General features: G+C 65.4%; 24 protein-coding genes and 1 pseudogene. 20 read left to right on the top strand and 5 right to left on the bottom strand.

Annotated elements, in window-relative coordinates; all coding sequences use genetic code 11:
- Window positions 1-26 precede the first annotated feature (26 nt).
- From mraZ to BKG76_RS00535, 16 genes are all read left to right on the top strand, one after another.
- The gene (gene mraZ, locus BKG76_RS00610) at window positions 27-458 is read left to right on the top strand and encodes a division/cell wall cluster transcriptional repressor MraZ (RefSeq protein ID WP_070935052.1); all 432 of its coding nucleotides are present in this window, start codon (window positions 27-29) and stop codon (window positions 456-458) included.
- Between the two features lie 130 nt (window positions 459-588).
- Window positions 589-1,584: a 16S rRNA (cytosine(1402)-N(4))-methyltransferase RsmH gene (gene rsmH / locus BKG76_RS00605; protein WP_070935050.1), complete on the top strand. Its 996-nt coding sequence runs from the start codon at window positions 589-591 to the stop codon at window positions 1,582-1,584.
- Window positions 1,581-2,537: a hypothetical protein gene (locus BKG76_RS00600; protein WP_070935048.1), complete on the top strand. Its 957-nt coding sequence runs from the start codon at window positions 1,581-1,583 to the stop codon at window positions 2,535-2,537. The genes rsmH and BKG76_RS00600 overlap by 4 nt, the downstream gene beginning before the upstream one ends.
- Window positions 2,534-4,462, top strand: coding sequence for a peptidoglycan D,D-transpeptidase FtsI family protein (locus tag BKG76_RS00595; RefSeq protein ID WP_109420507.1), 1,929 nt, complete (start codon window positions 2,534-2,536; stop codon window positions 4,460-4,462). Before BKG76_RS00600 ends, BKG76_RS00595 begins: the two co-directional genes overlap by 4 nt.
- A gap of 98 nt (window positions 4,463-4,560) precedes the next feature.
- The gene (locus BKG76_RS00590) at window positions 4,561-6,120 is read left to right on the top strand and encodes a UDP-N-acetylmuramoyl-L-alanyl-D-glutamate--2,6-diaminopimelate ligase (protein ID WP_070935046.1); all 1,560 of its coding nucleotides are present in this window, start codon (window positions 4,561-4,563) and stop codon (window positions 6,118-6,120) included.
- Entirely contained in the window at window positions 6,113-7,630 is a 1,518-nt protein-coding gene (locus BKG76_RS00585; protein ID WP_070935044.1) for a UDP-N-acetylmuramoyl-tripeptide--D-alanyl-D-alanine ligase, read from the top strand. Before BKG76_RS00590 ends, BKG76_RS00585 begins: the two co-directional genes overlap by 8 nt.
- Entirely contained in the window at window positions 7,627-8,706 is a 1,080-nt protein-coding gene (gene mraY, locus BKG76_RS00580; RefSeq protein WP_070935042.1) for a phospho-N-acetylmuramoyl-pentapeptide-transferase, read from the top strand. Before BKG76_RS00585 ends, mraY begins: the two co-directional genes overlap by 4 nt.
- A 6-nt stretch (window positions 8,707-8,712) precedes the next feature.
- On the top strand, window positions 8,713-10,170 hold the full coding sequence (gene murD / locus BKG76_RS00575) for a UDP-N-acetylmuramoyl-L-alanine--D-glutamate ligase (RefSeq protein WP_070935040.1): 1,458 nt from the start codon (window positions 8,713-8,715) through the stop codon (window positions 10,168-10,170).
- 11 nt (window positions 10,171-10,181) lie between these two features.
- Window positions 10,182-11,756, top strand: coding sequence for a putative lipid II flippase FtsW (ftsW, locus tag BKG76_RS00570; RefSeq protein ID WP_070935038.1), 1,575 nt, complete (start codon window positions 10,182-10,184; stop codon window positions 11,754-11,756).
- Between the two features lie 44 nt (window positions 11,757-11,800).
- Window positions 11,801-12,949 carry an undecaprenyldiphospho-muramoylpentapeptide beta-N-acetylglucosaminyltransferase gene (gene murG, locus BKG76_RS00565; RefSeq protein WP_109420505.1) on the top strand — a complete coding sequence of 383 codons (1,149 nt, stop codon included), beginning with the start codon at window positions 11,801-11,803 and terminating at the stop codon, window positions 12,947-12,949.
- Window positions 12,946-14,418 carry a UDP-N-acetylmuramate--L-alanine ligase gene (gene murC, locus BKG76_RS00560; protein WP_070935036.1) on the top strand — a complete coding sequence of 491 codons (1,473 nt, stop codon included), beginning with the start codon at window positions 12,946-12,948 and terminating at the stop codon, window positions 14,416-14,418. Before murG ends, murC begins: the two co-directional genes overlap by 4 nt.
- Entirely contained in the window at window positions 14,415-15,344 is a 930-nt protein-coding gene (locus BKG76_RS00555) for a cell division protein FtsQ/DivIB (RefSeq protein ID WP_070935034.1), read from the top strand. The genes murC and BKG76_RS00555 overlap by 4 nt, the downstream gene beginning before the upstream one ends.
- A gap of 271 nt (window positions 15,345-15,615) precedes the next feature.
- A complete protein-coding gene (gene ftsZ / locus BKG76_RS00550) occupies window positions 15,616-16,773 on the top strand; it encodes a cell division protein FtsZ (RefSeq protein ID WP_070935032.1) in 1,158 nt (385 codons plus the stop codon).
- Window positions 16,774-16,795: 22 nt separating this feature from the next.
- A complete protein-coding gene (pgeF, locus tag BKG76_RS00545) occupies window positions 16,796-17,503 on the top strand; it encodes a peptidoglycan editing factor PgeF (RefSeq protein ID WP_070935029.1) in 708 nt (235 codons plus the stop codon).
- Complete coding sequence (locus tag BKG76_RS00540) at window positions 17,503-18,213, top strand: YggS family pyridoxal phosphate-dependent enzyme (RefSeq protein ID WP_070935027.1); 711 nt, start codon at window positions 17,503-17,505, stop codon at window positions 18,211-18,213. The genes pgeF and BKG76_RS00540 overlap by 1 nt, the downstream gene beginning before the upstream one ends.
- Window positions 18,214-18,301: 88 nt before the next feature.
- Window positions 18,302-18,943: a cell division protein SepF gene (locus BKG76_RS00535; protein WP_070935026.1), complete on the top strand. Its 642-nt coding sequence runs from the start codon at window positions 18,302-18,304 to the stop codon at window positions 18,941-18,943.
- Between the two features lie 15 nt (window positions 18,944-18,958).
- Here the strand turns inward: BKG76_RS00535 and BKG76_RS00530 are convergent, their stop codons facing one another.
- From BKG76_RS00530 to BKG76_RS00520, 3 genes are read right to left on the bottom strand one after another with little or no spacing between them, the layout of a single operon-like run.
- Window positions 18,959-19,705, bottom strand: coding sequence for a DUF899 domain-containing protein (locus BKG76_RS00530; RefSeq protein WP_070935024.1), 747 nt, complete (start codon window positions 19,703-19,705; stop codon window positions 18,959-18,961).
- A gap of 21 nt (window positions 19,706-19,726) precedes the next feature.
- Complete coding sequence (locus BKG76_RS00525) at window positions 19,727-20,068, bottom strand: ArsR/SmtB family transcription factor (protein ID WP_070935022.1); 342 nt, start codon at window positions 20,066-20,068, stop codon at window positions 19,727-19,729.
- Window positions 20,065-20,529: an SRPBCC family protein gene (locus tag BKG76_RS00520; protein ID WP_070935020.1), complete on the bottom strand. Its 465-nt coding sequence runs from the start codon at window positions 20,527-20,529 to the stop codon at window positions 20,065-20,067. Before BKG76_RS00520 ends, BKG76_RS00525 begins: the two co-directional genes overlap by 4 nt.
- Before the next feature lie 209 nt (window positions 20,530-20,738).
- Here BKG76_RS00520 and BKG76_RS00515 point away from each other — a divergent pair, with 209 nt between their 5' ends.
- The 4 genes from BKG76_RS00515 (at window position 20,739) to BKG76_RS00500 (ending at window position 23,213) form a co-directional block, all read left to right on the top strand.
- The gene (locus BKG76_RS00515) at window positions 20,739-21,032 is read left to right on the top strand and encodes a YggT family protein (RefSeq protein WP_070936748.1); all 294 of its coding nucleotides are present in this window, start codon (window positions 20,739-20,741) and stop codon (window positions 21,030-21,032) included.
- A gap of 229 nt (window positions 21,033-21,261) precedes the next feature.
- Complete coding sequence (wag31, locus tag BKG76_RS00510; protein ID WP_070935018.1) at window positions 21,262-22,089, top strand: DivIVA-like cell division protein Wag31; 828 nt, start codon at window positions 21,262-21,264, stop codon at window positions 22,087-22,089.
- Between the two features lie 45 nt (window positions 22,090-22,134).
- A complete protein-coding gene (locus tag BKG76_RS00505; protein ID WP_070935016.1) occupies window positions 22,135-22,596 on the top strand; it encodes a hypothetical protein in 462 nt (153 codons plus the stop codon).
- A 14-nt stretch (window positions 22,597-22,610) separates the two neighbouring features.
- Window positions 22,611-23,213 (top strand): M15 family metallopeptidase, encoded by a 603-nt coding sequence (locus BKG76_RS00500; RefSeq protein ID WP_070935014.1) that lies wholly within the window; start codon window positions 22,611-22,613, stop codon window positions 23,211-23,213.
- A gap of 680 nt (window positions 23,214-23,893) precedes the next feature.
- Here BKG76_RS00500 and BKG76_RS24125 read toward each other — a convergent pair.
- Window positions 23,894-24,130: a hypothetical protein gene (locus tag BKG76_RS24125; protein ID WP_083337928.1), complete on the bottom strand. Its 237-nt coding sequence runs from the start codon at window positions 24,128-24,130 to the stop codon at window positions 23,894-23,896.
- A gap of 178 nt (window positions 24,131-24,308) precedes the next feature.
- Window positions 24,309-24,522: pseudogene (locus tag BKG76_RS00495) on the bottom strand (Si-specific NAD(P)(+) transhydrogenase); the annotation flags it as partial.

Below are 24,522 nucleotides of genomic sequence, written 5' to 3'. Positions count from 1 at the left end.
AAGGGTTTGGGCAGGGAGGTGTCGGGATGTTTCTCGGTACCTACACGCCCAGGCTCGACGACAAAGGGCGGCTGACATTGCCCGCCAAGTTTCGGGACGCACTAGCGGGAGGGTTGATGGTTACCAAAAGCCAGGACCACAGCCTCGCGGTGTATCCACGGGCCGAGTTCGAGCAGCTGGCACGCAAGGCCGCCGCGGCTTCTCGCAGCAACCCGGAGGCTCGTGCCTTTCTGCGCAACCTGGCGGCGGCCACCGACGAACAGCATCCGGACGCGCAGGGCCGCATCACCCTGTCCGCCGACCATCGGCGGTACGCGGATCTGTCCAAGGACTGTGTCGTCATCGGATCCGTTGACTACCTAGAGATTTGGGATGCCACCAAGTGGCAGCAGTACCTCGAGGAACACGAAGAGAACTTCTCGACGGCCAGCGATGAATCTCTCAATGGCATTTTCTGAGCGGACCCGTGCAGCGCGGCCTCTGTCCGATACGACCCTGGCGTACTTCCCCGACGCCAGGTTCGCACCATCGGGCAGGGACCGGGCTGCGCGGCTCTGCTGCATCTCCCGCTCCCGGAGGGCTATCGCCGTGTCTGACAACGATTCTCGATTTGGCCACATTCCGGTCATGCGCGACCGCTGCTATGAGCTGCTTGCTCCGGCACTGACCGCCGGCTCCGCTGACGGGTCGGGCGCCGTTCTTGTCGACGCCACGCTGGGTGCCGGTGGACATACGGAGTATTTCCTCACCATGTTGCCGGGCCTGACGGTCATCGGCCTCGATCGCGACACCAATGCTCTTGATATTGCCCGGACGCGACTGGCGCACTTCGGGACGCGTTTCGTCGGTGTGCATACCCGGTACGACGGCATGGCCGATGCTCTTGACGGGTTGGGTTACCGCGCAACGTCTTCGATCGACGCGGTGCTTTTCGACCTGGGTGTGTCCTCCATGCAGCTCGATCAGGCCGAACGTGGATTCGCCTACTCCGTGGACGCCCCACTCGACATGCGGATGAATGCGCAGGACGAGCTGACCGCCGCCGACATCCTGAACACCTATTCGGCGGTGGAGCTGTCGAGGGTGCTCAGCAGATACGGTGAGGAGCGCTTCGCGCGCCGAATCGCCGACGAGATCGTCCGGCGTCGGGACGCGGAACCCTTCACGCGCAGTGGGCAGTTGGTCGAGTTGCTGTACGCGGCCATCCCGGCGGCCACTCGTCGCACCGGCGGCCACCCGGCAAAACGGACCTTTCAGGCGCTCCGGATCGCGGTCAACGCCGAGCTGGAATCCCTTGCGGGGGCGATACCTACCGCGATGGCCGCGCTACGCCCGGGCGGGCGGGTCGCGGTCATGGCGTACCAGTCGCTGGAAGACAAGATCGTCAAGGCAGAGTTCACCGCTGCCACCGCGTCTCGGTCGCCCATCGACCTGCCGGTCGAGTTGCCCAGTGATGCACCGGAGTTCAGGGCGATCACCCGTGGCGCGGAGCGCGCCGACGAAGCGGAAATAGAAGTCAACCCGCGCAGTGCACCAGTGCGGTTGCGGGCAGTCGAACGAGTTGGGGATAGGAGGAAGTCATGATCGGTGTGCGCAAGAATGTCGGTGAGGCGCCCAAGAAGACCAAGCCCACCAAGCGTCGCAACGGGGCACCCAAGGCTGCCTCGGTGGGTCCCTCGGCCCGTCCGCGTCGTTCTGCTCCGCAGACCATGCCGATCCCGGTGCAGCGTCAGGCGCCGGAGAAGATCCGTCCCGCCGCCAGCACGCGACAGGCAAAGGCCCGGGCAAAGGCTCGCAAGGCCAAGGCCCCCAAGGTCATCCGGATACCGCTGCGTGAGCGAATTCTCACCCGCCTGTCTGAGGTGGACCTGCGACCGCATGTCTGGGTCACCAAAGTCCCCTTCGTCGTGTTGGTCATCGGCGCTCTTGGGGTCGGCCTGGCCATCACCCTGTGGTTGTCGACCGACGCCGCGGAACGCTCCTACCAGCTAGGTGCCCAGCGGACCACCAACGAGCAGCTGTTGCAACGTAAGGAAGCCCTCGAACGCGATGTACTGCGTGCGGAATCGGCGCCGGCGCTGGCTGATTCGGCGCGCGATCTCGGCATGATCCCGTCCCGCGATATCGCGCATCTGGTGCGTGACCCGCAGGGTAACTGGCTGCTGGTCGGCGCCCCCAAACCCGCCGAAGGTGTCGCACCGGCACCCCTGAACTCCGTGATCCAGGACGACGCCGATGCCGTTCCGAAGGCCGGCAACTCGGTCGAGGTACCTGTGCAGCTGCCTCCGGTACCGCCCCCGGTGGCTCTCGTACCGCATATGGCCCCGCCGGCGGCGGTTCCCCCTGTGCCCGTGGTCGAAGCTCCCATCGGGCAGGATCCCGCGGCCGCACCGCCGGTGCCACCGGTACCGGCACCCGCGCTCGCTGTACCGCCCCCCGTGGCCGACGCGCCGCAAGCATCAAATATCACGAATTCTCCAGTAACCGGGGAACAATTCAATCCCGTGGCAACAACGAGTCCCCTCCCGACGGCGTGAACCGGCAGGATCCGTCCCGGCCGGTCGGTGCCCGTCGCACCCGACGGCCCACGGCTGCCATTTCGCGGACGGCAGGATTCGCCTTTCGTCATCGCACGGGCAACATCGTCATCTTCGTGGTCTTGGCTGTCGCGGCCATTCAGCTGTTCACTCTCCAAGGGCCGCGCGCCGCGGGCCTGCGTGCGGAGGCCTCCGGTCAGCTGAAGGTCACCGAGACCGAGAAGGCGCTGCGCGGCACCATCGTCGATCGCGCGGGCAACAAGTTGGCGTTCACCATCGAGGCTCGGGCTCTCACCTTCCAGCCCAAGAAGATTCGCGAACAACTCAACAAGGCCTGGGAGAAAAGCCAGGAGATTCTCAACGACCCAGGCAAGAGCGACGCCGCAAAAGCCGCGGCGAAGAAGATCAGGTCCGTCGATCCCGAGCAGCGGCTGCAGGATATCGCTGCCGGAGTCTCGGCCAAGCTGGGTAACAAACCAGACGCCAAGAGCCTGTTGAAGAAGATTCGCAGTGACGAAAGCTTTGTGTACCTGGCGCGTTCGGTCGATCCGGCCATCGCCACTGCGATCACCAAGGAATTCCAGGAAGTCGGCGCGGAGCGGCAGGACATCCGCCAGTATCCCGGTGGCTCGTTGGCCGCCAACATCGTCGGCAGTATCGACTGGGAGGGTTACGGCCTTCTGGGGCTCGAGGATTCTCTCGACAGTTCATTGGCAGGCAAGGACGGATCGCTCACCTACGATCGAGGCTCCGACGGCGCGGTGATTCCCGGCAGCTACCGCGATCGTCACAATGCCGTCAACGGGTCCACCGTCGAGCTCACCCTGGACAACGACATTCAGTTCTATGTGCAGCAGCAGGTGCAGCAGGCGAGGGACTTGTCCGATGCGCGTAGCGTTTCCGCGGTCGTGCTCGATTCCAAGACCGGTGAGGTCCTGGCGATGGCCAATGACAACACCTTTGACCCGTCGCAGAACCTCGGCAAGCAGGGCAACCGCGAGATGGGCAATCCTTCGGTCTCCTCGCCGTTCGAGCCAGGATCGGTCAACAAGGTCATCACCGCTTCGGCGGTGATCGAGAATGATTTGTCCAATCCCGATGAGGTGCTGCAGGTTCCAGGCTCCATCAATATGGGCGGGGTTACCGTCCGGGATGCGTGGCCCCACGGGACGGTGCCATTCACCACCACCGGTGTCTTCGGAAAGTCTTCCAACGTGGGCACTCTCATGCTGGCCCAACGGGTCGGCCCGGAACGCTTCATGGATTTGGTGGACAAGTTCGGGCTGGGTCAGCGCACCGGGGTCGGCCTGCCGGGTGAGAGCGCCGGTATCGTGCCGCCGATCGAGCAGTGGTCCGGCAGCACGTTCTCGAACCTGCCCATTGGCCAGGGTCTGTCGATGACGTTGCTACAGATGACGGGCATGTACCAGGCCATCGCCAACGACGGAGTACGGATCCCGCCGCGCATCGTCAAGAGCATCACGGCATCCGATGGCACCCGAAAAGAAGAGCCACGCCCGGAGTCCGTGCAGGTGGTCAACGCGGGCACCGCGCGCACTGTCCGGAACATGCTGCGCGCGGTGTTGCAACCGGACGCGCGTCAGATTCAGAACGGCACGGGCGCATCCGGCGCGGTCGACGGCTATCAACTCAGCGGTAAGACCGGCACTGCCCAGCAGATCAATCCCGCCTGTGGGTGCTACTTCGACGATGTGTACTGGATCACCTTCGCGGGCATCGCCACGACAGACGACCCCCGGTACGTCGTCGGTATCGAGATGAACGCGCCGAAACGCGGCTCGGACGGCTCGTCACACATGACTGCGGCGCCGCTGTTCCACAACATCGCGTCCTGGTTGATGCGGCGCGAAAACGTGCCACTATCACCTGATCCCGGGCCACCGCTGATCCTGCAGGCGACCTGAGCCCGTCCTCATCCGATCGGGGGACGACGGCACGCCCGGTAGTGTCGTTTGACGCCCGAGGGTAGGGGCGGCAGAAATACGGCAGGAGGTGATCGCAGGTGGCGGCATCCGGAACCCACCGGTTCCTTCCCCGGACGCGCCCGCACCCGGTCGCCGATCTGGCCTCGCTGGTGTCGGCCGAGCTGCGCGGACAGGACCCCGCCACCACCGTCTCCGGAGTCACGCTCAGGGCGCAGGATGCTCGCGCGGGCGACCTCTTCGCCGCGCTGCCCGGCACCAGTACACATGGTGCGCAGTTCGCGTCCGAGGCCGTCGCCGCGGGTGCGACCGCCGTGCTCACCGATGCTGACGGCGCGCGACTACTGGAGGATCAGGGCCTGGCGCTCTCGGATATCGCGGTATTGGTTCACCCCCTCCCGCGCTCGGTGCTCGGTGAGCTCGCGGCGACCGTTTACGGAGAGCCCTCTCGTCATCTGCGGGTCGTCGGTGTCACCGGAACCTCCGGCAAGACCACGACCACCTACCTGGTCGAGGCGGGGCTGCGAGCCGCGGGTCGGCGGGTCGGTCTCATCGGCACCGTCGGCGTTCGGATCGACGGCGAGGACGTACCGAGCGCGCTGACCACCCCCGAGGCACCGGCGCTGCAGGAACTGCTGGCCGAAATGGTCCAGCGCGGGGTGGACACCGTGGTCATGGAGGTATCCAGCCACGCGTTGGCCCTCAACCGGGTGGACGGCACGCGCTTTGCGGTAGGGGCCTTCACCAACCTGTCGCGAGATCACCTGGATTTTCATCCCGACATGGAGGACTACTTCGCCACCAAGGCGCGGTTGTTCCAGCGCGATTCGCCACAGCGAGCGCAGCGCTGCGTCATCTGCGTCGACGATGACGCCGGGCAGGCCATGGCCGCGCTGGCGCGCGAGGCGGGCCCCGGGGTCGTCACGGTGAGCTCGCATGCCGGTGGCTCCGCGGACTGGACCTGTTCGGGTGTGGCGGTGGGTCACGACGGCAGTCAGCGGTTCGTCGCGAATGGTCCGGCGCGCAGCATCGAACTCGCGATCGCCTTACCCGGCTACTACAATGTGGCCAATTGTCTTGTGGCCGTGGCTATCTTGGAGATACTTGGCGTTTCTGCCGCGACCGCCGCGCCGGGGATCGCGCCCGCGGGCGTGCCGGGGCGCATGGAAGCGGTGGTCGCCGGTCAGCCGTTTCTGGCCGTCGTCGACTATGCCCACAAGCCCGGTGCGTTGCGTGCTGTTCTGGAAAGCCTGCGCGCCCACCGTGGCGGTCGCCTGGCGGTGGTGTTCGGTGCCGGCGGTAACCGCGACCGCGGTAAGCGCGCCGATATGGGGGAGGTCGCCGGGGAGCTGGCCGATCTCGTGGTGGTCACCGACGACAATCCGCGAAATGAAGAACCGGCCGCGATCCGGTCCGAGATCATCTCCGGCACAGCTGGTTCGGATGCCGAGGTGATCGAAATCGGCGACCGGCGAGCCGCTATCGACTTCGCCACGCGATGGGCGCGCCCGGGGGACACCGTCCTGATCGCGGGCAAGGGGCATGAGAGCGGTCAGAAGACGGGCGATGTGACGGTGCCCTTCGACGACCGCGTGGAGCTGCGCTCCGCCCTAGAGGCACTTGGGAGCCTGGATGATTGAGATGACCGTCGCCGAGATCGCCGAGATTGTGGGTGGACGCCTCGACGGGATGAGTGCGCAGGAGGCTCGGCAGACGCGGATCACCGGCACCGTCGAATTCGATTCGCGTCAGGTGACGCCCGGTGGGCTGTTCCTCGCCCTGCCCGGAGCCCGGGTCGACGGCCACGACCACGCCCAGGGTGCGGTCGCGGCCGGGGCCGTCGCGGTGCTGGCCGCCAGACCGGTCGGCGTGCCCGCCATCGTGGTGTCGCCGACCGGGGTGGCGCGGACCGAAGTTTCTGCGCTGGAACATGATTCGGATGGATCGGGTGCTGCGGTGCTGGCCGCGACGGCCGCGCTGGCAGCCGAGGTGGCCCGACGGCTGGCGGCCCAGGGACTACGCATCGTCGGCGTGACCGGCTCGTCCGGAAAAACGTCGACGAAGGATCTCATCGCCGCGGTACTCAGCCCGCTCGGCGAGGTGGTGGCGCCTCCCGGATCATTCAACAACGAGCTCGGTCATCCCTGGACCGTCCTGCGAGCGACGGAATCGACAAAGTTCCTGGTGCTGGAGCTTTCGGCCCGGCGTCCCGGCAATATCGCGGACCTGGCCGCCATCGCGCCGCCGTCGGTGGGTGTCGTGCTCAATGTCGGCACCGCGCATCTGGGTGAGTTCGGCTCGCGGCAGGCCATCGCCGACACCAAGGGCGAACTGCCGCAATCGCTTTCCGCTGACGGTGTGGCGGTGCTGAACGCCGATGATTCCGCGGTGGCCGCAATGGCCGCCAAGACGTCGGCCCGGGTGGTGCGCACCAGTGTGCATAATCCCGCCGATGTCTGGGCCGGCGAGGTGAGCGTCGACGATCTCGCCAGGGCCCGATTCACCCTGCATGTCGGGCAGAGCTCCATGCCGGTTCAGCTGGCGGTGCACGGTGAGCATCAGGTGGGCAACGCGCTGGCCGCCGCCGCGGTAGCGTTGGAATGCGGCGCCACCCTCGGGCAGGTCGCCGCCGCGCTCGCCGAGGCCGGCCCGGTCTCGCGCCGCCGCATGGAGGTCAGCACTCGACATGACGGAGTGACCGTCATCAACGACGCCTATAACGCCAATCCGGATTCGATGATGGCAGGGCTGAAGGCGCTGGTCTCGATGGCCCGCCACGGTGCTGAGCCCCGTCGCAGCTGGGCGGTGCTGGGCGAGATGGCCGAGCTGGGTCCCGATGCGATATCCGAGCATGACCGCATCGGGCGGGCCGCCGTGCGATTAGATGTCAGTCGATTGGTAGTCGTCGGGACTGGGAGGTCACAGCGGGCAATGCATGCGGGTGCGGTGATGGAGGGGTCGTGGGGGTCCGAGGCGGTGCTGGTGGACGATCCTGCGGCAGCCGCCACACTGCTGGCCGGCGAGCTGGCCGCGGGCGATGTGGTGCTGGTCAAGGCATCGCAGTCGGCCGGGCTCTGGGTCGTGGCCGATGAGCTGCTTGCGCGAAGAGGCGACAGTTCCGATGAGCTGCTGAAGGTGGATGACGCATGAGGCAGATCATCATTGCCGCCGGGATCGCGATCCTGGTCTCGATCATGCTCACGCCGGTGCTCATCCGGGTGTTCTCACGGCAGGGCTTCGGCCAGGAGATCCGGGACGACGGCCCGCAGCATCATCAGAAGAAGCGCGGCACCCCCTCCATGGGCGGCGTCGCGATCCTGGCCGGGATGTGGGCCGGGTACTTCGGGTCACACCTGGTGGGCATCGCGTTCGGGTCTGATGGTCCCTCGGCGACGGGCCTGCTGGTGCTGGCGCTAGCGACGATGCTCGGGGGAGTCGGGTTCATCGACGACTTCATCAAGATTCGCAAGGCGCGCAACCTCGGTCTGAACAAGACATCCAAGACGGTCGGCCAGATCCTGTCGGCACTCGTCTTCGGCGTGCTGGTGCTGCAGTTCCGCAACACCGACGGGTTGACCCCGGGCAGTCCGCAGCTCTCGTATGTCCGCGAGATCGCCACGGTCGCCATGCCCGCCGTCATCTTCGTGCTCTTCTGCGTGATCCTGGTGATGTCCTGGTCCAACGCCGTCAACTTCACCGATGGGCTCGACGGGCTGGCCGGTGGCTGCATGGCGATGGTGACTGGCGCCTACGTCATCGTCACCTTCTGGCAGTACCGCAACGCGTGCTCGACGCATCCGGGCATCGCCTGCTACAACGTGCGTGACCCGCTGGATCTCGCGGTGATCGCCGCGTCGACCGCGGGCGCCTGCATCGGCTTCCTGTGGTGGAATGCCGCGCCCGCCAAGATCTTCATGGGCGACACCGGGTCGCTGGCCCTGGGCGGTGTCATCGCCGGTCTGTCGGTGACCACCCGGACCGAGCTGCTGGCCGTGGTGCTGGGCGCGCTGTTCGTCGCCGAGATCGTGTCGGTGGTTCTGCAGATCGCCGCATTCCGTACCACCGGCCGCCGGGTGTTTCGGATGGCGCCGTTCCATCATCATTTCGAGCTGATGGGCTGGGCGGAGACAACGGTGATCATTCGGTTCTGGCTGCTGACGGCCATCGCCTGCGGCTTGGGTCTGGCGCTGTTCTATGGCGAGTGGCTCGCCACGATCGGTGACTAGGCGATCATGACTGCTTCTGAAGTCACCGAATTGGTCAGCGGCGCAAGGGTCCTGGTCTGCGGTGCGCGGGTCACCGGCGACGCGGTGGTCAGTGCACTGGCCGGATTCGATGTGCGCATCACCGTCTGTGACGACAACGAGGATGCCCTGCGCCGCCATCGCGATGCGGGGCGCGGTGCGTTGACCACCGCCGAGGCACAGCGCGGCATGGCCGATCAGGACCTGGTGATCGTCAGCCCCGGGTTCGGTCCGTCCTCACCTGTTGTGCTGGCCGCGGTGCAGGCCGGGCTGCCCATCTGGGGCGATGTCGAATTGGCTTGGCGCCTGGATGCTTCCGGCCGATATGGGCCGCCCAAACGGTGGCTGGTGGTCACGGGAACCAACGGAAAGACCACCACCACGGCGATGGTCCACGACATGCTGACGGCGGCGGGCGGTACCAGTGCGCTCTGCGGGAACATCGGCGACCCGGTGCTCAATGTGCTGGAGCGCGATGTGGAGTTCCTGGCCGTCGAGTTGTCGAGTTTCCAGCTGCACTGGGCGCCTTCCGTGCGGCCGGCTGCCGGTGTGGTGCTCAACGTGGCCGAGGATCACCTCGACTGGCATGGGGGCATGGAGGGCTATACGCGGGACAAGGCCCGCGCGCTCGACGGTGAGGTCGCCGTCGTCGGTCTGGACGACGCGGTGGCCGGCGGGCTGCTTGCCGGTGCCGCGGCGCCGGTCAAGGCGGGATTTCGCACCGGCGAGCCCGCGCCGGGTGAGCTCGGGGCGCGGGACGGTTGGCTGGTTGATCGCGCTTTTGGCCCCGACGTGGCGCTGATCGAGGTATCGAAGCTTCCGGTGGGCGGCCCCATCGGTGTGCTCAACGCGCTGGCGGCCGCCGCGCTGGCCCGGGCCGTGGGCACGTCCGCGGCGGATATTGCCAGGGCGTTGGAGGCCTTCCAGGTGGGGCGGCATCGGGCCGAGCTGGTTGCTCATGTTGCCGACGTCGCCTACGTGGACGACTCAAAGGCCACCAACCCGCATGCTGCCGCGGCGTCCATCGCGGCGTATCCGCGGGTCATCTGGGTTGCCGGGGGGCTGCTCAAGGGCGCTGCCGTCGATGACCTGGTGCGCGATTCGGTCGACCGGCTCGGTGCGGTTGTGCTGATCGGCCGCGATCGGGGGCTGATTGCTGAGGCATTGGCGCGACACGCGCCGGATGTACCCGTAGTTGTGGTTGTGACGCGCGAGGATGCTGAGGTGCAAGAGGCAAATGTGGTTTATGTGACTGATGAGGCGGATGGGGGTGGCGCTGATTTGGGTACCCGAGTCATGGCCGCGGCCGTCCGGCACGCCAGCACGTTGGCCCGGCCTGGCGACACCGTGCTATTGGCTCCGGCCGGCGCGTCCTTCGACCAATTCAGCGGGTACTCCGAGCGTGGCGATCGATTCGCCGCGGCGGTGCACGCACTTACCGGTTAGGTGACTGCCTCGTGTCAACCCTGACCGCTCCGTTCGCCAGGCTTTTCCGCTCCGCGAAGCGCGCAGAATCAAAGGCCGGCGCCAAGCCGGCCAAGAAGCCCGATGCCAAGACCGATGGGCTGATCGCGCGTACTCGTCTGGGTGCCTGGCTGAACCGGCCGATGACATCGTTTCACCTTGTCGTCGCGACGGCCGCGTTGCTCACCACGCTCGGCCTCATCATGGTGCTGTCCGCGTCGGGTGTCGAGTCGTTTCACGACGACGGATCCGCCTGGACGATCTTCGGCAAGCAGGTGCTGTGGGTCTGCGTGGGCCTTGTCGGTTTCTATATCGCGCTGCGCACCCCGGTATGGGTGATGCGTAAGTACTCGTTCCCGGTTTTCGTCATCACGGTCGTGTTGATCACCCTGGTGCTCATTCCCGGAATCGGCACGTACTCCAACGGTTCTCGTGGTTGGTTCGTCTACGCCGGGCTATCCATGCAGCCCTCCGAGCTCACCAAGGTCGCGTTCGCGATCTGGGGCGCACACCTGCTGGCCACGCGCCGCATGGAGCAGGCGACGATGCGCGAAATGCTGGTCCCGCTGGTGCCCGCGGCGATGATCGCGTTGGTGCTGATCGTCATCCAGCCCGACCTCGGGCAGACGGTTTCTTTGAGCATCATCTTGCTGGCCCTGCTCTGGTACGCCGGTCTGCCGCTGAAGGTCTTCCTCAGCTCGGTGGTGGCCGCCGTGATGGCAGCGGCCATCCTCGCGGTGTCGGCCGGGTATCGCTCCGACCGCGTGAAGGCGTGGCTCGATCCGTCCGCGGATCCGCAGGCGACGGGATATCAGTCCCGGCAGGCCCGGTTCGCGCTCGCGCAGGGCGGTTTCTTCGGGCAGGGCTTGGGGCAGGGATCGGCCAAATGGCATTACCTGCCGAACGCCCACAACGACTTCATCTTCGCCATCATCGGCGAGGAACTCGGGTTCGTCGGATGCCTCGGTGTCCTCGCCCTGTTCGGCGTCTTCGGCTACACCGCCATGCGGATCGCCAAGCGCAGCGCCGATCCCTTCCTGCGCATGATCACCGCCACGGCAGGGTTGTGGATGATCGGACAGTCGTTCATCAACATCGGCTATGTCATCGGTCTGCTCCCGGTGACCGGTATTCAGCTACCGCTCATCTCTTCGGGCGGAACGGCGACGGCAACCGCGCTGTTCTTCATAGGTTTGATCGCCAACGCGGCCCGTCACGAGCCGGAGGCGGTGGCGGCCCTACGTGCGGGTTCCGGTGACCGGATGAACCGGCTGCTGCGGCTCCCGCTGCCGGAGCCCTATGTTCCGCCGAGGATCGACACCGCGCGCGACCGGCTTCGCGCCAAGTCGGGCGCACCGAACGCCGGGGCCGCCAAATCGCAGCCCGAGCGCAAGCGGCAGCCGGAGTCCGTGGAGGGGCCCAAGCGTAAGCCGCGTGCACGTACCGATAGCGAAGCAGGGCATCATAGGCAGGTGCAGCAGGTGCGCCGGGGCTCCGCGACGCGTGCGAGTGGCAGGTCTCGTGACCAATCACGGGCCGGCGGCTCACGCGCCCGAAGCTATCGATAGCTGCTGATATTTGATCGTTGCCAGACCGAAAGGATGCTCCCGGAGTGAGTGATGAACTTCGGCCGCTTTCGGTGGTGCTGGCCGGTGGTGGTACCGCGGGACACGTCGAGCCGGCCATGGCGGTTGCCGATGCGCTGCGTGAGATCGATCCGTCGGTACGGATCACCGCCCTGGGTACCGAGCGCGGCCTGGAGACGCGACTGGTTCCGGCTCGCGGGTACGACTTGGAGCTGATTGTCCCGGTGCCGCTGCCCCGGCGCCTCACGGGCGATCTGGTGAAGTTGCCGTTGCGGGTGCGCCGGGCGGTTCGGCAGACGCGGGCGGTGTTCGACAGTGTCCAGGCCGACGTGGTGATCGGTTTCGGCGGCTACGTGGCCCTGCCTGCCTATCTGGCCGCTCGCCGCGGCCCGATGCGCCGATCCCGGGTTCCGGTTGTCATTCATGAGGCTAACGCGCGCGCGGGCCTTGCCAATCGGGTCGGGGCGCGCCGCGCGCAGCGGGTGTTGTCGGCGGTGTCCGACTCCGGTCTGCGCCACGCAGAGGTGGTGGGTGTTCCGGTTCGAGGGTCGATCACGTCATTGGATCGGGCCGCGTTGCGACGCGAGGCACGTGCTCATTACGGGTTTGACGACAACGCCGTGGTGCTCTTGGTATTCGGTGGTTCGCAGGGGGCGGTCTCCCTGAACAATGCCGTCTCGGCTGCCGCCAATGACCTTGCTGCTGCTGGTGTTTCGGTGTTACACGCGCATGGCCCGAAGAACACCATCGAGCTGCCCGAGCGTGCGCCCGGCGCCGCCAGATATGTGGCGCTGCCGTACCTGGATCGTATGGATCTGGCGTATGCCGCGGCAGACATCGCGGTGTGCCGATCCGGTGCTATGACCGTCGCCGAGGTCTCGGCGGTGGGACTGCCTGCCATCTATGTGCCGCTGCCCATCGGCAATGGCGAACAGCGGCTCAACGCGCTGCCGGTTGTCGAGGCCGGTGGCGGTGTCATCGTCGCGGATCGCGACCTCACTCCGGAGACATTGGCGCACATGGTGATTGAGATAGCCTCCGATTCGGCCAAGCTTGCCGAGATGACCTCGGCCGCGGCACTGTCCGGGCACCCGGAAGCGGCACGACAGGTGGCCCAGGTAGCGCTGGATATCGCCCGTGCGGGGCGGTCCGATGAGCGGGGTGCGCGGCGATGACCGTCGGTCCACTCCCAGAGCACCTGCATCGCGTGCACATGGTGGGCATCGGTGGTGCCGGAATGTCCGGTATCGCCCGGATTCTGCTGGATAGGGGAGCGCTGGTATCGGGCTCCGATGCCAAGGAGTCTCGCGCGGTGCTGGCCTTGCGTGCCCGCGGCGCCGTCGTCAACGTCGGCCATGACGGCGACGCCCTGGATCTGCTGCCGGGTGGTCCGACCGTGGTCGTCACCACCCATGCCGCCATTCCCAAGACGAATCCTGAATTGGTGGAAGCGAATCGGCGTGGGATACCGGTCCTGCTGCGACCCGTGGTGCTCGCGGACCTGATGGCCGGATACCGCACCCTGATGGTGACCGGGACGCACGGCAAAACCAGCACCACCTCCATGCTCATTGTGGCGCTGCAGCATTGCGGCTACGACCCGTCCTTTGCGGTCGGCGGTGAGCTCAACGAAGCCGGTACCAATGCCCATCACGGCAGCGGAGACGTGTTCGTGGCCGAGGCGGATGAGAGCGATGGCTCCCTGCTGCAGTACCGGCCCAACCTGATCATCGTCACCAATATCGAGGCCGATCATCTGGATCACTTCGGAAGCGTCGAGGCCTACACCGCGGTATTCGACCAGTTCGCCGAAACCCTTGGTTCCGAAGGGGTTCTGGTGGTGTGCCTGGACGACCCGGGCTCCGCGGCGCTGGCGCAGCGGGCGCATGAGCGCGGTATCCGGGTACGGGGCTATGGCAGCGTCGACCAGGCTGAGGCGGGCGATGTCCCGGTGGCCGGGCGGCTGCGGGATTGGCAGTTCAAGGACACCGGAGCCACCGCGCAGATCCAGCTTGCGGGGGAGAAGGCGCCACGCACCATGCGACTGTCGGTGCCGGGCCGGCACATGGCGCTGAACGCGCTGGCCGCGGTGGTGGCGGCCGCCGAGATCGGGGCATCCGTGGACGATGCGCTCGACGGGCTGGCCGGATTCGAGGGCGTGCGCCGCCGGTTCGAACTGGTTGGTTCGGTGGAATCGGTGCGGGTTTTCGATGACTACGCGCACCATCCGACCGAGGTTCGCACGGTGCTGCAAGCGGTTTCCGGAATCGTGGCACAGCAGGGTTACGGTCGCTCGGTGGTGGTGTTCCAGCCGCATTTGTACTCGCGCACAGCAGCTTTCGCGACGGATTTCGCCGAGGCTTTGAGCATCGCCGATCTGGTGTTCGTGCTCGACGTCTACGGGGCGCGGGAAGCGCCCCTCCCGGGTGTCACCGGCGCGTTGATCGTCGAGCAGATCTCCGGGGTGCCGGTGCATTATCTGCCCGATCTATCGACGGTGGCCCAACAGGTCGCTGCGGCCACCGCGCCCGGTGATCTGGTGGTCACCATGGGTGCAGGCGATGTCACGTTGCAGGGCAAGGAAATTGTGCGCGCGTTACGCGCGCGTGCCAATGACTGGCCGCCGCCGGGGAACGGTCGATGAGCGATCCCGACCACACCGCAGAGGGCGTGGACGAGGAGGCGGCGGTACCGGCCGACGCCGACGAGGTCACCGAGCCCGGCGATACCGACAAGCCCGGCGAGGACGAGTCCGCCGAGGGGCCACGGATGCGGGCCAGGCGCGAGCGGGCGGAACGCCGGGACGCGCAACGGCGCGCGATCGCGCTGGAGCAGGCCCGGCGTGAGGCGAAGGCCGCGGCCAAGGGCAAGTACGTCGAGGCGGGCAAGGGCGACGGTCGCGGGAAAGTGCAGGGTCTGCACACCCTGCTGCTGGCGCTGCTTCTCACGCTGATCGCGGTGGGCCTGGGGGCGATCCTGTACTTCACGCCGCTGATGTCGGTACGCCAGACGGTGGTGACAGGCACCGGGGTGGTCACCCAGCAAGACGTTCTCGGTGCGCTGAACATCGCGCAGGGAACTCGGCTGTTGCAGATCGACACCGCCGCGGCCGCGGACCGGGTGGCCAGCATTCGCCGGGTGGCCAGCGCCCGGGTGCAATGCGAGTACCCGTCCACACTGCGCGTGACGATCGTCGAGCGGGTTCCGATCGCCGCATGGAGCGGCGCGGACGGCACGCACCTCATCGACCGCGACGGGGTGGATTTCGCCAACGAGCCCCCGCCGCCGGGTATCCCGGCATTGGACGTGGTGGCTCCGGGGCCGCAGGACCCGACGACCAAGGCGGCGCTGCAAGTGCTCGTCTCCTTGGCGCCCGATCTCGCGCGGCAAGTCGCCAAGGTCGCGGCGCCGTCGGTGTCGTCGATCACGCTCACCCTTGACGATGGACGCACCATCGTGTGGGGGACCACCGAGCGCACAGCGGAGAAGGCAGAGAAGCTGGGGGCGCTGTTGACGCAGCCCGGCCGCACCTATGACGTGTCCAGCCCCGACCTGCCCACGGTCAAGTAGGCGGCCCTTCGGCGCGAGCATGCCGATATGTGTCCATTTCGGTCAGAATTCGGCACATTCGAGCATGCTCGCCGCGCAGGAGTCATGAAAATAGCCAAGGAAATTCGTCATGCGCTCTCGGCGCGCCTCCCGGGTGCGGTTAACCGCGCCCCCTACCGTTCTGTTTCAGCGGGACAACCTGACATAACTCTAAGCCTGAGGTAGAGGTTGAGAGTTTGCAGAGAGCCCCAGAATTGACAGATCTCGGCAGCAACCAGGGAGGAAGGCGACCATGACGCCTCCACACAACTACCTCGCGGTGATCAAGGTCGTCGGCATCGGTGGCGGCGGCGTGAACGCCGTCAACCGCATGATCGAACACGGCCTCAAGGGGGTCGAGTTCATCGCGATCAACACCGACGCGCAGGCGCTGTTGATGAGCGATGCCGACGTCAAGCTCGACGTCGGCCGCGATTCCACGCGCGGTCTGGGCGCCGGTGCCGACCCCGACGTGGGGCGCAAAGCTGCCGAGGACGCCAAGGATGAGATCGAGGAGCTCCTCAAGGGCGCCGACATGGTCTTCGTCACGGCGGGCGAGGGCGGTGGTACCGGTACCGGTGGTGCACCCGTGGTCGCCAGCATCGCCCGCAAGCTCGGCGCGCTGACGATCGGTGTGGTCACCCGGCCGTTCTCCTTCGAGGGCAAGCGTCGAAGCGGTCAGGCCGAGAATGGAATCGGCTCGCTGCGCGAAAGCTGCGACACCCTCATCGTCATTCCCAACGATCGTCTGCTGCAGATGGGCGACGCCGCGGTATCGCTCATGGACGCCTTCCGCAGCGCCGACGAGGTGCTGCTCAACGGAGTCCAGGGCATCACCGACCTGATTACCACCCCGGGTCTGATCAACGTCGACTTCGCCGACGTCAAGAGCGTCATGTCCGGGGCCGGTAGCGCCCTGATGGGCATCGGCTCGTCGCGCGGTGACGGTCGTGCGCTCAAAGCTGCCGAGACCGCGATCAATTCGCCGCTGTTGGAGGCCTCGATGGAAGGCGCTCAGGGCGTGCTGATGTCGATTGCCGGTGGCAGCGACCTGGGTCTGTTCGAAATCAACGAGGCCGCGTCGCTGGTGCAGGAGTCGGCGCACCCCGAGGCCAACATCATCTTCGGTACCGTGATCGACGATTCCCTCGGCGACGAAGTGCGGGTCACCGTGATCGCCGCCGGCTTCGACGCCGGTGGGCCCAGCCGCAAGCCGATCAGCGGTACGGCGGCTCCGGGCACGGTCGCCCCCGGCAAGGCCGGCGAGGTGAACGGCTCGCGCGCCAACGGAACCAGCATCTTCGACACCATCGATGCGCAGAGCCTGCCCAGGGACACCAACGGGTCCACGGTGACACTCGGCGGCGGCGACGAGGATGATGTCGATGTGCCACCCTTCATGCGGCGGTAGCGGACGAACTACGCTCTGACGTATGGGTTTTCGAGTTCGGCGCGTCACCACTACCCGCCGTGGCGGGGTATCGCGCGCGCCGTTTGACAGTTTCAACCTCGGCGATCACGTCGGCGATGACCCGGATGCGGTGGCAGCCAATCGATCACGGCTCGCCGGCGCCATCGGGGTACCCGACGATCACCTCATCTGGATGCAGCAGGTTCACGGCGACCATGTGCACCGGGTGGAGGGACCCGGGGCGTCGGTCATTCCGGAGACCGACGCGTTGATGACCACCGAGCCGGGTATCGCGCTGGCGGTGCTGAGCGCCGACTGTGTCCCAGTGCTCTTTGCCGATGCCGGCGCGGGAATTGTGGCCGGCGCCCATGCCGGACGGGTGGGTGCCCAGCTCGGTATCGTGCCGCGCACCATCGACGCCATGGTGGAGGCCGGAGCACAGGTGGACCGCATATCGGTCTTTCTCGGGCCGGCCGTGAGTGGTCGTCACTATGAGGTGCCCGCCGATATGGCCGCCGATGTGGAGCAGACCCTGCCCGGCAGCCGCACCACGACGGCGGCCGGAACTCCTGGCCTGGATTTGCGTGCCGGAATCGCCCGGCAGCTTTCCGGATTGGGCGTGACCGCGATCGATATCGACCCGCGGTGCACGGCGGAGGATCCCGATCTGTTCAGTTATCGCCGGGAGCCCCGTACCGGCCGACTGGCATCGGTGATCTGGCTCAGCTGATGACACGCGCCGAAGAACTGTCCGCAGCGCTCGAGGCGGTGCGGGATCGCGTCGAGCGCGCCGCGCAGGCGGCCGGCCGCGACCCGGAAGAGATCCAATTGCTGCCCATCACCAAGTTTTTCCCTGCCAGCGACGTCGAGGAGCTGTACCGATTGGGTTGCCGCGCTTTCGGCGAATCCCGAGATCAGGAGGCCGCCGCGAAGGTGGCGGAGGTTGGCCACTCGGATATCGAGTGGCACATGGTGGGCAATCTCCAGCGCAACAAGGCGAAATCGGTTGCCCACTGGGCGTATTCGGTGCATTCGGTGGACAACTCGCGGCTGGTATCGGCGTTGGACACCGCACGTGGGGCGGGGGAGAAGCGCGAGCCGCTGCAGGTGTACCTCCAGATCAGCCTCGACGGTGATACCGAACGCGGTGGGGTGGATGTCGCCGACGCCGCCGGGGTGGATGAGCTATGTACGCAGGTGGTCGCCAGCGAGCATCTGGAGCTTGCCGGGCTGATGGCCCTCCCGCCTCGGGAGGCCGATCCCGACCAGGCCTTTCGTCGGCTCCAGCAAGAACATGAACGCGTCCAGCAGCGTTACCCGCAGGCGAGTCGCTTATCGGCAGGAATGTCCAACGACCTGGAGACTGCCATTAAATATGGGTCCACTTGTGTGCGTGTCGGAACGGCATTGATGGGGCAACGACCGCTAACGTCACGGTAGATCGTCACTCCAGTCACATTTGCAACACAGCTGTAGAGACCGAGCGAACAATTGAACTCCATTTAGCCCACGCACGGAAGGTCACGCGATGAGCACGCTGCACAAGGTCAAGGCCTACTTCGGCATGGCTCCAATGGACGACTACGACGACGAGTACTACGACGATGTCGACGCTCCCGCGCCCCGCCGCGCGTCCGCCGAGGACCGTCGATACCCGCGCCGTGGCGAGCGGTTCGCCGACGATGCCGAATACGGCTACGACGAGCCCGGCTACCGCCCGGCTGGTCCGGCGGGCTACGCCGAGGAAGACCGCTTTGCCGCCCGCCATCCGGCACCGCGCGAATTCGATCGTCCGGCACCGCGTTTGGGCTCGCTACGGGGTAGCGCCCCCACCCGCGGCGCGCTGGCCATGGATCCGCGCCGCGCCGCCATCTTCGAAGAGGGAAGCCCGTTGTCGAAGATCACCACGCTGCGCCCCAAGGATTACAGCGAGGCCCGCACCATCGGTGAGCGTTTCCGCGACGGCACCCCGGTGATCATGGACCTGGTGTCGATGGACAACGCCGACGCCAAGCGGGTCGTGGACTTCGCGGCCGGGCTCGCGTTCGCGCTGCGCGGCTCCTTCGACAAGGTCGCCACCAAGGTGTTCCTGCTGTCGCCGTCCGATATCGATGTCAGCGCCGAGGAGCGCCGCCGGATCGCCGAGAGTGGCTTCTACTCCTACCAGTAAACCTCCGAATTCGCTTTAGTGGCACGCCTTGGCGGGCCGCGGATCGTGCGGATCGTCGGGATCCGGGTCGCCGAACCATCGTGATGGCTCGTGCGCGCCGTATTCGTCGTGCCAGGCCCACCATTCGTATGCGGGGGACTGCGGGTAGCCCTCCGGCGAGTCCTCCCACGTCTCCTGGCGCCCCAGCGCGGTCATGTCGAGGAAGCTCCAGGTGTTGTTGAAGGCCTCGTCGCCCCGGTTGTTGATGAAGTAGGTGCGGTACACGCGGTCACCGATTCGGATGAACGCGTTGTGGCCATGCCAGTTGTGCACGCCGAGGTCCCGGTCGAAACTGCTCTCGGGAACCATGGTGTACCAAGGGATCTGCCATCCCATCCGGGTTTTGATGCGCTCCAGGTCGGCCTGGGACCCACGCGAGACGTACACCAGTGTGGTGTCGCGTGCGTTCAGATGAGCCAAGTTGCCGATGTGGTCGGCCATCAGTGAGCAGCCGATACATCCGTGGTTGGGCCAGTCGCCGGTGCCCGGGTCGACGAAGGCCCGGTACACGATGAGTTGACGCCTACCCTGAAACAGATCGAGAAGGCTCATCGGGCCCTCGGGTCCCTCGAACCGATACGAGGCGTCAACCTCCGTCCAGGGCATGCGCCGGCGTTTGGCGGCCAGCGCGTCGCGGGCCCTGGTGAAGGCCTTTTCCTCGACGAGCATCTCCTGGTGTGCGGTGTCCCATTCCCGCGCCGACACGATCGGGGGTGTCCTCATCACTGTGCCCATTGTTTCCTCCTATTCAGTCTTCTCGATGCTGTGCAGGCTCTCGGCGATCTGCTTGATCCGTGCCAGTCGTCGGTCCCATGCCGCGCCCACCGCGGTGAGCTGCCCGGCGATGCGCGCGACCTGTTCGGCGTTGGCGCGATACTGCTTCTCCCGCCCATTGGTGGTGGCGTGGACCAGACCGGCCTTATCGAGGACGGAGAGGTGTTTGGTCACGGCCTGGCGAGTGACCGGCAGACGGTCGCTCAATGTCGTGGCGGTGGCCATGCCGTCGGTCAGGATGAGATCGAAGACCCGCCGCCGGGTTGGGTCGCCGACCGCGGCCCACAGGTCGTCGTCGATGACTGCCGTCATGACCGGCCTGCCAGTGCGGCCACACACGGTGTGAGGCGGGGCAGGTGCCGTGCCCAGCCCTCCTCGTGCGCCTCGTACTGCTCGACGACCTCGGCCTCGGTGTGGTTCTGGTCCCGGAAACCGACCTCGGTCATCCGCACCACCGTGCCGGTGCCCGATGGTGTGAGGTCAAATGTCACTAACAGCGAATTTTCAGGGTTCGCGGTATCTCCCTCCGGATAACACCAACGGAACGAGAATCGCCGCGGCGGATCCACGTCGACGAGCGTGAGCCCGAAGACGTGAATCTGTCCGGGGCCGTCGCCGTGGAAGGAGATCTCACCGTTCGCGCCGGGAGCCAGGGCGAACTCGGCGTCGTCGGGCCACCATTGCTTCATATGTTCTGGACGGCTGATGACGGAGAAGACGACCTCTGGGGTCGCCTCGATATGAAGCTCCCGTTCGATTCGTTCGTATGACATGTCTCTCCCTACTTGCAACGATCGGTTGCGTTTCACGGTAGTGTCGATTCGCATTAGGCGCAACCATTAGTTGCACATAGGAGGCCGTGTCGCTCGGTCCAGGGGATTCGTTGTGCGGCGGGCGGTCCGATGGGGCCTGCCGGTAGGCTGGGGCTGCTGTTATTAGAAGCCCGCGCGTGGTTGTTCACGCTTGGCCGGTGAGGGGTCCGTTGTCGCTCTTCTTTGAGATCATTGGCTACGCGCTTTTGCTCTTCTGTTTGCTGCTCTTTGCGCGCATAGTGATCGAGACCATTCAGTCCATTAGCCGCGATTGGCATCCGAGGGGTGCCACGGTGGTGATTCTGGAGCTCATCTTCACCATCACCGACCCGCCCGTGCGGTTATTGCGTCGTCTCATTCCGCCCCTCTCTCTTGGTGCGGTGCGATTCGATTTGTCCATTACTTTGCTGCTTTTGGTCGGATTCTTTGGCATGAAGGTGGCGTTCGTGATGGCGGCTGGCTAAGCCGCCAGCGACACAGAATTTCGGTATTCAACTCACATCGATCTGGATACGAAAGCGCGTCATATCCAAAGCCTCAGAGTATTTTTATGCACGTCAGAGGGATACTTAACGCGCTCTGCTGCGACCGGCGGGTCGGATGTGACAGGATGGACGCCAGTTACAGTGAGACGGCATGTTCGTTTTACACTGCAATACGATTCCGGACGTCGAGACTTGATAGGGGCAGGCAATGCCGCTTACACCAGCTGATGTACATAACGTCGCGTTCAGTAAGCCACCCATCGGTAAGCGTGGATACAACGAGGACGAGGTCGATGCGTTCCTCGACCTGGTGGAGAACGAGCTGGCCCGCCTGATAGAGGAGAACTCGGACCTGCGCCAGCGGGTTCAGGAGCTGGATCAGGAGCTGGCCGAGGCCCGCAAGGGCGGTGGCGCTGCCCCCGTCTACGAGGCGCCGAAGCCCGAGAAGAAGCCCGAGCCCGCTAAGCCCGAGCCGGTACCGGCACCTGTCGTGGCGGCCGCTCCGGCCGCAGCGTCGACCGAGGAACATCACGTGCGCGCGGCCAAGATCCTGGGTCTGGCACAGGACACCGCGGACCGTCTGACCGGGAACGCCAAATCCGAGTCGGAAAAGATGCTCGCCGATGCTCGCGCAAATGCGGACCAGATTGTCGGCGAGGCTCGCGCCACCGCGGACAAGACGGTTACCGAGGCGCGCACCAAGGCCGAGGCGCTACTCTCGGATGCTCAGACCCGTTCCGAGACCCAGCTGCGCCAAGCGCAGGAGAAAGCCGATGCCCTGCAATCCGACGCCGAGCGCAAGCACTCGGAGATCATGGGCACCATCAACCAGCAGCGCACGGTGCTGGAAGGGCGTCTGGAGCAGTTGCGTACATTCGAGCGCGAGTACCGCACCCGGCTCAAGACCTACCTCGAGTCTCAGCTTGAGGAGCTCGGCCAGCGCGGTTCCGCGGCACCCGTCGATGCGGGCGCCTCGAACGAAAACGCATCCAAGGAAGCCGGTTTCGGCCAGTTCAACCGTGGGAACAACTACTGATCTAGATCGGTCTATGCTCGCGGCACGTATGAGGAGTGATTCGCGATGCTGATCGTCGCATTGGTGTTGGCCGCCGTCGGCCTGGCTGCTCTGGTGACAGCGGTGGTCACCAGTAATGAAGTTCTCGCCTTCGTATGTATCGCCGCGGCCGCTGTCGGCGTGGTGCTGATGATCGTCGATGCCATTCGGGACCGGCATGCCGGCGCCCTGGAGTCCGACGAGGAGTCGGACAAAGACGACGAGGTACGCGACGGTGGGCCTGCCGGCGCAGATTCCGATGATCATTCCGCCGAGATTGCCGGCGTCGACGCGAAAGCCGATGTGGCGGAAGCTGATCCCGCCGAGACGTCGGTGATTCCGCAGGTGTCCGAGAACGCGGTCCCCGTCGCCGCCGCGGTGAGCCTCAAGGAGGCCGCCACGGCGGCCCATCATCACCCCTCCGCCGAAGAGACATACGAGCAGTTCGATGTCGATGACGAGGACGAAGACGAGCCGCATCGGTCGTGACGGGACTTCTCTAGATGTCACGTAGTGCACTCGTGAGCGTGGCCGCTGGTGCGGCACTCACCCTGTCGGCATGCTACGGCGCCGGCCCGGCTGCGGGCAGTCATGCGGAGGCTATGGCGACCATCGTGCTGGTGACGGCCCAGGCGACCGTTCCGCCGTCGCCGACGCCCAGCACTCTCGGCGAGGAGCCCGACGGCGGCGCACTTTCGGCTCCGGTCAGCCCATTCGACACGTCGTCCTTGGCGGTCATCAGATTGGACCCTCCGCTGCTGCGTGCGGTCCAGGACGCCGCGACCAGCGCGGCGGCCGACGGTGTGACACTTCTGATCACGTCGGGCTGGCGTTCGCGGGCCTTCCAGCAGCAGTTACTCGATGATGCGGTACAGACGTACGGGAGTCTGGCAGTCGCCCGGCAGTGGGTAGCCACCCCCGATGAATCGCATCATGTGCAGGGCAAGGCCGTCGACATAGGCCCCGCCTCCGCCTACGGGTGGATGCTGGCGCACAGCACACAGTTCGGTCTCTGTCAGGTCTTCGCCAACGAGAAATGGCACTACGAGCTGACCGCGGATGCCGAAGGACAGTGTCCGCCGCTGCGCATCAACGCGGCGGGTTAACTCGGGCATCGCTTATTTGCGCTGTGGCAGAGTCGAATTCGGCCATACCGATGGTGTGACCGCGACTTCGCCGCGGGTCGGGGTCTTTGAGTTGAGTTGTTGACCGGCCAAGTTTACGGCTGCTGGTGGTGTGTGGACTTGGCTGGCGTGCTAGCCATGCTGCTGATGATCTAGAATCAGTCGACGGTAGCCCTTGTTGTCCTGGATGCGCGGGCTCCAGTGTTCCAGTTGTATGCCCGCATCGAGCGGTAGACGCCGAACTGATCGGGCACGCTCATATCCATCGCGTGTTGCGCCCTACCAGGGGGCCTACCAGCGTTCAACGGAAACATGACGGCATGATTACCCGTGAGTGCGGCTACTCATTTTGCCGGACCCGCGCCCGCCTCGCTCTGCATGTTTCACATGGCAGCGGTGACGCCGCTGCCAACTTTACCCAAGGCCCAAACTCAGACTTCGCCCAAGACTCAGGCACGCCTCTCGCGCCCGGGGCGAATGAACCGCTGGTTTCATCTCCCCATATCGCATTACTGAACCGACAGGGTTCGACATATGTTTGATCGACTAATAGCTCTGTTGAGACGAAGCTAATTCTGAATGATTAAATCTGAAGTAATTTGAGAAATCGACACAACATTCAGCGGTATCTTTATTTCGGCTTTCAGCTGATCTCGAGAAGGCTAATTGTACAAGACGGTAGTCGTATTTGTTCCGTAAGGGACTTGTGGGTTAGTGCCCAGGGGCGTACGAGGATTGGCGCCTTCGGAGGTGGGCTGCTGCAATCCACGGTCATATAAAACAGTACCAGGTTGTGTGCAGACGCCACCGGTTTTAGGGGCACCACCTTGACAGGAGGTTCGACACTCGTGAGTGAACGGGGTTTCGCCCGCAGAGCAAACTCCTGGTTGTGCAATCAGAAACCTATCTTCGAGAGTGAATTCGCGACATGCCGTCGCCGTTAGTGTTAGTCCCGTGAATACGTAAGGCAAAATATTTCTGCACCATCTGACAGTGGCATACATAAAACTCTCCATCTCGTTCATCGGTAGTCTGTAGCCCGCACCGTGGAACACCTCCCATCGGCAAAGGACCTACCTATGTTTGGTCTTTTACCCATCCCTTGAACTGGTTCAGTACGCGGATCTTGTTCGTCACATCGAGCGCGGCGACGCCATAGGCTTGCGAGAACGTCGGATAGTTGAAAACCGCGTCTACCAGGTATTCGACGGTGCCGCCGCAGCCCATCACCGCCTGCCCGATATGCACCAGGTCGGTGGCATCGGAGCCGAAGATGTGCACTCCGAGCAGC

Origin of the sequence: Mycobacteroides franklinii, assembly GCF_001853795.1 — a bacterium.
GTDB classification, from domain to species: Bacteria; Actinomycetota; Actinomycetes; order Mycobacteriales; family Mycobacteriaceae; genus Mycobacterium; species Mycobacterium franklinii.
The sequence above is the reverse complement of the archived record's forward strand: the minus strand, read 5'-3'. Positions and strand labels throughout refer to the sequence as shown.